Source organism: Streptomyces anatolicus (assembly GCF_019400875.1).
In the GTDB taxonomy this organism is placed as follows: domain Bacteria; phylum Actinomycetota; class Actinomycetes; order Streptomycetales; family Streptomycetaceae; genus Streptomyces; species Streptomyces anatolicus.
Genome location: NZ_WMBF01000341.1, coordinates 1 through 6789, shown reverse-complemented (window position 1 = coordinate 6789; position 6789 = coordinate 1). Strand labels below are relative to the sequence as shown.

The 6789-nt window shown below is 71.7% G+C and carries 5 protein-coding genes; 3 read left to right on the top strand and 2 right to left on the bottom strand.

The annotated features are described in order from the left end of the window. Both GKQ77_RS24200 and rsmI read right to left on the bottom strand, forming a co-directional pair. On the bottom strand, positions 1-363 hold a 363-nt coding region (locus GKQ77_RS24200), incomplete at its 3' end, for a hypothetical protein (protein WP_258021859.1). A 152-nt stretch (positions 364-515) separates the two neighbouring features. Continuing rightward, positions 516-1412, bottom strand: a complete 897-nt coding sequence (gene rsmI, locus GKQ77_RS24195) for a 16S rRNA (cytidine(1402)-2'-O)-methyltransferase (RefSeq protein ID WP_219691044.1) — start codon at positions 1410-1412, stop codon at positions 516-518. Between the two features lie 62 nt (positions 1413-1474). Here rsmI and GKQ77_RS24190 point away from each other — a divergent pair, with 62 nt between their 5' ends. The 3 genes from GKQ77_RS24190 to GKQ77_RS24180 form a co-directional block, all read left to right on the top strand. Then, positions 1475-3214 (top strand): dolichyl-phosphate-mannose--protein mannosyltransferase, encoded by a 1740-nt coding sequence (locus GKQ77_RS24190; protein WP_219691043.1) that lies wholly within the window; start codon positions 1475-1477, stop codon positions 3212-3214. A 135-nt stretch (positions 3215-3349) separates the two neighbouring features. Continuing rightward, on the top strand, positions 3350-4987 hold the full coding sequence (locus tag GKQ77_RS24185; RefSeq protein WP_219691042.1) for a penicillin-binding transpeptidase domain-containing protein: 1638 nt from the start codon (positions 3350-3352) through the stop codon (positions 4985-4987). A gap of 179 nt (positions 4988-5166) precedes the next feature. Continuing rightward, on the top strand, positions 5167-6789 hold a 1623-nt coding region (locus GKQ77_RS24180; RefSeq protein ID WP_308117770.1), incomplete at its 3' end, for a penicillin-binding transpeptidase domain-containing protein.

The window sequence follows — 6789 nt, the reverse complement described above, 5'->3', positions numbered from 1 at the left end:
CTCCCCCACCACCGGCCGCCCGGTCCGCGCGCCGGCCTCGGTCGCGCCCGTCGGCTCGTCGGCGCCGCGCCCGCCCTCGTACTGCCGCCGCATGCTGTCGAGCACCGAGGACACCTGGCCCGCGCGCATGATCCGCACGACGTGGCCGCCGCAGTTGAGGCAGGTGGGGCGGGAGAGCGGCGAGGGGACGTGCAGGCCGTCCGCCCGGTACATCACGAACTCCTGGCCCCCGGCGTCCACGTGATGCTCGATCTCGTACGACTGTTCCCAGCCGTGCCCGCAGCGCATGCAGGCGAACGCGTAGGACTCGTGGCCGACATTCAGTGCCGTGCGGGGGTGACCGGTGTCTGCGATCTCACTCATGCCGCTGCTCCTCTTGTCCGAGGGACAGGTACGCCGTCCCTTCGACCAGTGGACGCCTTTACGGGAGCGAGCGCATCAGACCTGTCGAGCGTTGGAGCGGATTTGGCTTTTCCTTAGGAAAGAGGCCTGGCGCGCGGCCCGCGCTTTGCCTTTCACGATAGTCCTTTGCCCTCCGATGGGCCGCTTCGATCCGCGTTCTTTGCCGCCACGACGGCATCGAAGACCTCGCGCTTGGGAAGGCCCGCCTCGGCGGCGACCGCGGCGATCGCCTCCTTGCGCCGCTCCCCCGCCTCCTCGCGCACCCGCACCCTGCGCACCAGCTCGTCGGGGCCGAGGCCGTCCGCGCTCCTCTCGGGCGCGCCCTCGACGACGACGGTGATCTCACCGCGCACGCCGTCGGCGGCCCACTCGGCCAGCTCCTTCAGCGAGCCGCGCTTGACCTCTTCGTACGTCTTGGTCAGCTCGCGGCAGACCGCGGCCCTGCGCTCCTCGCCGAACGCCTCGGCCATCGCGGTGAGCGTGTCGTCGATGCGGTGCGGGGCCTCGAAGTAGACGAGCGTCCTGCGGTCGTCGGCGACCTCCTTCAGGCGCGAGAGCCGCTCGCCCGCCTTGCGCGGCAGGAAGCCCTCGAAGCAGAACCGGTCGACCGGAAGACCCGACAGGGCGAGCGCGGTGAGCACGGCGGACGGACCCGGCACGGCGGTCACCTTGATGTCCCGCTCCACGGCGGCCGCGACCAGGCGGTAGCCGGGGTCGGAGACCGACGGCATCCCGGCGTCCGTCACGAGCAGGACGCGCGCGCCGCCCGCCAGGGCCTCGACGAGCTCGGGCGTGCGTGCGCTCTCGTTGCCCTCGAAGTAGGAGACGACACGGCCGCCGACCTGCACTCCGAGCGCCTGGGTGAGCCTGCGCAGGCGCCGCGTGTCCTCGGCGGCGACCACGTCGGCCGAGGCCAGCTCGGCGGCGAGGCGCGGCGGGGCGTCGGCGACATCGCCGATGGGGGTGCCTGCCAACACGAGGGTTCCGGGGGAATCTGCGCTTCCTGTCACGGATCCATCCTCGCAGGGCGCACGGGCGGGACTCGCACAGTCTGGTTCCCTACGATGGCGCGGTGACCAGTACCGCGTCTTCACCGGAGACCCGCGAGGGCCCGCCCGCCGAGGGGCAGCCGCCCTCCTGGCAGCGGCGGCTGCGCCGATTCGGCTACGTGGCGCGGCCCAGAGAGGACGTCGGGGCGCGGCTCGTGCCCCCGTACACGCGGCCCGGCCCCCGCCTGTGGATGACGCTCGGTCTTTCGGAGGCGGTCGCCGACCGGGTGGTGCGCCGCTCGGCGTGGCTCGGACCGCTGCTGGTCACGCTGGTCGCCGGGGTGAGCCGGTTCTGGAACCTCGGCAATCCCAAGGCCGTGATATTCGACGAGACGTACTACGCGAAGGACGCCTGGGCGCTCATCCACCGCGGCTTCGAGGTCAACTGGCCGGAGAAGATCAACGACGACGTGCTGCGGCAGGGCAGCGACATCGCGATCCCGCACGACGCGGCGTACGTGGTGCATCCGCCGGTCGGCAAGTACGTGATCGGCCTCGGCGAGTGGATGTTCGGCTTCACTCCGTTCGGCTGGCGGTTCATGACGGCGGTGCTCGGCACGCTGTCGGTCCTGATGCTGTGCCGGATCGGGCGGCGGCTCTTCCGCTCCACGTTCCTCGGGTGTCTGGCGGGCGCGCTGCTCGCCGTGGACGGCCTGCACTTCGTGATGAGCCGCACGGCGCTGCTCGACCAGGTCCTGATGTTCTTCGTGCTCGCCGCCTTCGGTTGCTTCCTCATCGACAGGGACCGGGCGCGGGAGAGACTCGCGGCCGCCCTGCCCGTCGACGACGACGGTGTCGTGCGCCCCGACATGCGCGTCGCCGAAACGGTGCGCCTGGGGTGGCGGCCGTGGCGCTGGGCGGCCGGTCTCTGCCTGGGGCTCGCCTTCGGTACGAAGTGGAACGGCCTGTACGTGATGGTCTTCCTCTGCCTGATGACCGTCTGGTGGGACGTCGGCGCGCGCCGCGTCGCCGGGGCGGTGCGGCCCTACCGCGCGGTCCTGCGGCGGGACGTGCTCCCGGCGTTCGTGTCGACGGTCCCGGTGGCGCTCGCCACGTACGTCGTGTCGTGGCTCGGCTGGATCCTCTCCCCGACGGACGGCTCGGGCGGCTACTACCGCGACTGGGCGGCGCGGGACGGGCGGGGCGGCAGCTGGACGTGGCTGCCGGACTGGCTGCGCAGCCTGTGGCACTACGAGCACGCGGTCTACGAGTTCCACGTGGGCCTCTCCTCGCCGCACACCTACCAGTCCAACCCCTGGAGCTGGATCGTCGACGGCCGCCCCGTCTCGTACTTCTACGAGTCGCCGCTGCCCGGCAAGCAGGGCTGCCCCGCCGACACCACCGAGAAGTGCGCCCGCGAGGTCCTCGCGCTCGGCACCCCGCTGCTGTGGTGGGTCGGGGCGTGCGCGCTGCTCTACGTCCTGTGGCGGTGGGCGTTCCGGCGCGACTGGCGGGCGGGCGCGATCCTGTGCGGGGTCCTTGCCGGCTATCTGCCCTGGTTCTTCTACCAGGAGCGGACGATCTTCTACTTCTACGCGGTCGTCTTCGTGCCGTTCCTGTGTCTGGCGGTGGCGATGCTGATCGGCGCGATCCTGGGGCCGCCGGGCTCCGACGAGCGGCGCCGGGTGGCGGGCGCCGCGGCCTCCGGTGTCATCGTGCTGCTGATCCTCTGGAATTTCATCTACTTCTGGCCGATCCATACCGGCACCGCCATTCCCATCGATTCCTGGCGGTCCCGGATGTGGCTGGATACATGGGTGTAATGGCCGGTGTATGGGCCACCTTGGGCACCTTCGGATAACGGCCGTCCCGGATTTCCCTCCCTCCCCATAAGGTGCCGGAGGAACGACCTTCCCGGACATCTCCTTCGGGGAGGTTCCTGGGGAGGGGAGCGCATCGTGCGCAGTGGAGCAAAGGTTGCTCTCGTCGGCGGAGTGTTCGCCGTCATGGTGGGGGGCGCCGGATACGGCGCGTACAACGTGGTGAACGGCGTCTCCGGCGACGGCGGTTCGTCGGGGGCTGGCCCCGCTCCGGCGGAGACGGGCCCGCCGACCAGCGGCGAGGTCCGCGAGACCGCGCGGAAGTTCCTCGCGGCGTGGGCCGAGGGCGACGCCGGGCGGGCGGCGGAGCACACGGACAATCTGCAGGCCGCGTCGACGGCCCTGACCGGCCTGCGCGAGGACGCCCACCTGACGAAGGTGAAGCTCACCCCGAAGCGGGCGGCCGGCACCCGCGTGCCGTTCTCCGTGTCGGCCACGGTGTCGTACAAGGGGAAGAGCAAGCCCCTGAAGTACGACTCCGAACTGAGGGTCGTGCGGGGCAAGACCACCGGCCGCGCGCTGGTCGACTGGTCGGCGGCCGTCATGCACCCCTCGCTGAAGGAGGGCGACACCCTGGTGACGGGCGAGGCCGCGTCACCGCCCCTGCGGGCCGTGGACCGCGCGGGCACGGTCCTGCGCGCCAAGGAGTACCCCTCGCTCGGCCCGATCCTGGACCAGCTGCGCAAGAAGTACGGGGAGAGCGCGGGCGGCACGCCGGGCGTGGAGCTGTACGTCCGGCCCGCGGACTCCGGCGCCTCGGCGGGGACGCGCACGCTGCTCACCCTCACGGAGGGCAGACCGGGCAAGCTGCGTACGACGCTCAGCGCGGGCCTGCAGAAGGCGGCGGAGCGGGCGGTCCTGCGGCACGACGAGTCGTCGGTTGTGGCGGTCAAGCCGAGCACCGGCGAGGTGCTCGCGGTCGCCAACAACCGCGAGGACTCCTGGAACGCGGCGTTCCTCGGCACGATGGCGCCCGGCTCGACGATGAAGATCGTCTCGGCGGCGATGCTCATCGACAAGGGCGTCGCCAAGGCGGGCGGGGCCGCGCCCTGTCCGGCCACCGCGACCTGGCAGAGCCAGACCTTCCACAACCTCAAGGGCATGGCGCCGAACGAGTCGGCGACGCTCTCGGAGAGCTTCGCGCGCTCCTGCAACACGGCGTTCGTGAAGCTCGTCGACGAGCAGGGCCTGACGGACGCCTCCCTCACCGAGGAGGCCCAGAAGGGATTCGGCCTCGGCAAGGGCGACTGGAAGGTGGGCGTCCCCTCCTTCGACGGCGATGTCCCGGCCTCTCCGGGCCCCGACCGCGCGGCGAACGCCCTCGGCCAGGGCAAGATCCGGATGAACCCGCTGAACATGGCCTCGGTCACGGCGACCGCGATGACGGGCACCTTCCGGCAGCCTGTGATCGTGCCGAGGTCACTCGACGACCGCGCCCTGGCCACCGCCCGCGGCCTGCCCGCCTCCACCGTCGCGCAGCTGCGCCAGATGATGCACCGCACGGCCGTCAGCGGCACGGGGGCGCGCGCCATGGCGAGCCTGACCGGGGACATCGGCGCGAAGACCGGTTCGGCGGAGAAGGACGGCCAGGCGGTGTCCGACAGCTGGTTCACCGGTTACCGGGGCGATGTGGCGGCCGCCGCGATGAGCCAGCGGGGCGGGCACGGTGGCGACGCGGCGGGGCCGATCGTCGCGGACGTACTGCGCGCGGGATAGCTCACGCGCAGGGTAGTTGGGTGTGCAGGGCAGGCCGGGTGCGCAGGGTAGAGGGTCCGCCGGGGGGCCGTCCGGCCGGGCGGCAAAGTGGTCGAGGGCTTCTCCGTACGCCTCTAAGGTGGCCTTCCGGTGAGGAACCGGTGAGGAGCATGGGGGCTCCGGGAAGCTGCGGAGGGTTTGTGGGCAAGCGAAGGCGCGCCGCCGAGCGCAAGGGCGTCGGATTTCGGAACACGCGGGTGCACCCGGGCGTGCTCGGCGGGGCGGCGGTCGTCGTCGTGTGCGGGGTCGGGGCCACCGCGTTCGCGCTCTCCGGCGGGGTGGGGTCCGGCGGGACGGGCGACGACGCGAAGCCGGTGCCCTCGGGGCCGCCCACCTCCGCCGAAGTGCGCCACACCGCGCGGGCGTTCCTCGCCGCGTGGGCCGACGGGGATGTGGCGCGGGCCGCCGCGCTGACGGACGACCGTACGGCGGCGAGGAAGGCCCTGGCCTCCTACCGCGAGGAGGGCCACCTCACGAAGGTCCGGCTCACCCCCGGCAAGCCGCCCGTGCGGGCGGGCGCCGAGGTGCCGTTCAAGGCGGCGGCCACGGTGTCGTACAAGGGGCAGAGCAAGCCCTTCGCGTACGAGTCCGAGGTGACGGTCGTCCGCAGGAAGAGCGACGGCAAGACGCTCGTGGACTGGCGCCCCTCGGTCCTGCACCCGGAGTTGAGGGACGGCGACCGCCTGGTCACGGGCGAGGCGGGCGATCCGCCGATCAAGGCGGTGGACCGGGACGGCGGCGAGATGACGGCGGCGAAGTACCCGTCGCTGGGCACGGTCCTCGACGGGCTGCGCGAGAAGTACGGCAAGGAGGCCGGCGGCAAGGCGGGCGTGGAGCTGCGGGTGGTGCGGGCGGACGGCGATGACGGGAAGTCCGGGTCGGCCGGGAAGACCGGGAAGCAGGACGACGCGAAGTCGCGGCCCGACAAGACGCTGCTGGCTCTCTCGCCCGGGACCCCGGGCACGCTGAAGACGACGTTCAGCGGTTCGCTGCAGGCGGCGGCGGAACGGGAGACGGCGAAGCGGAAGCTGGCGTCCGTGGTCGTCGTCAAGCCGAGCACCGGCGAGATCCTGGCGGCCGCCAACTCCAACCCGACCGGCTTCAACACGGCGTTCCAGGGCTCCCTCGCGCCCGGCTCCACGATGAAGGTCGTCAGCGCGTCGATGCTCCTGGAGAAGAAGCTCGCCGGGGTGGACAAGAAGCACCCGTGCCCCAAGTACGAGACGTACGGCGGCTGGAAGTTCCAGAACGACGACAAGTTCCAGATCAAGAACGGCACGTTCCGGGTGAGCTTCGCGCGCTCCTGCAACACGGCCTTCATCAGCCAGGCCAAGAAGCTGGAGAACGACTCGCTGACCAGGCAGGCGCAGGACGTCTTCGGGCTCGGCCGCGACAACTGGTCGATCGGGGTGCCGTCCTTCGACGGCGCGGTCCCCGTGCAGAGTCACGCCCAGATGGCGGCCTCGCTGATCGGGCAGGGCGGGGTGCGGATGAACCCGCTGAACATGGCGTCGGTGGCGGCGACGGTGAAGTCGGGCACGTTCAGGCAGCCCTACCTGGTCTCGCCCGACGTGGACGACCGCACGCTGGCGACGGCGCCGCGCAAGATGTCGGGCGCGACGGCGGCGGCGCTGCGGGAACTCATGCACTACACGGCGGTGTCCGGCACGGCGATGAAGCCGATGCGGGGCCTTGGCTCGGACATGGGCGCGAAGACCGGCTCGGCGGAGGTCGACGGCCAGAAGAAGCCGAACGGCTGGTTC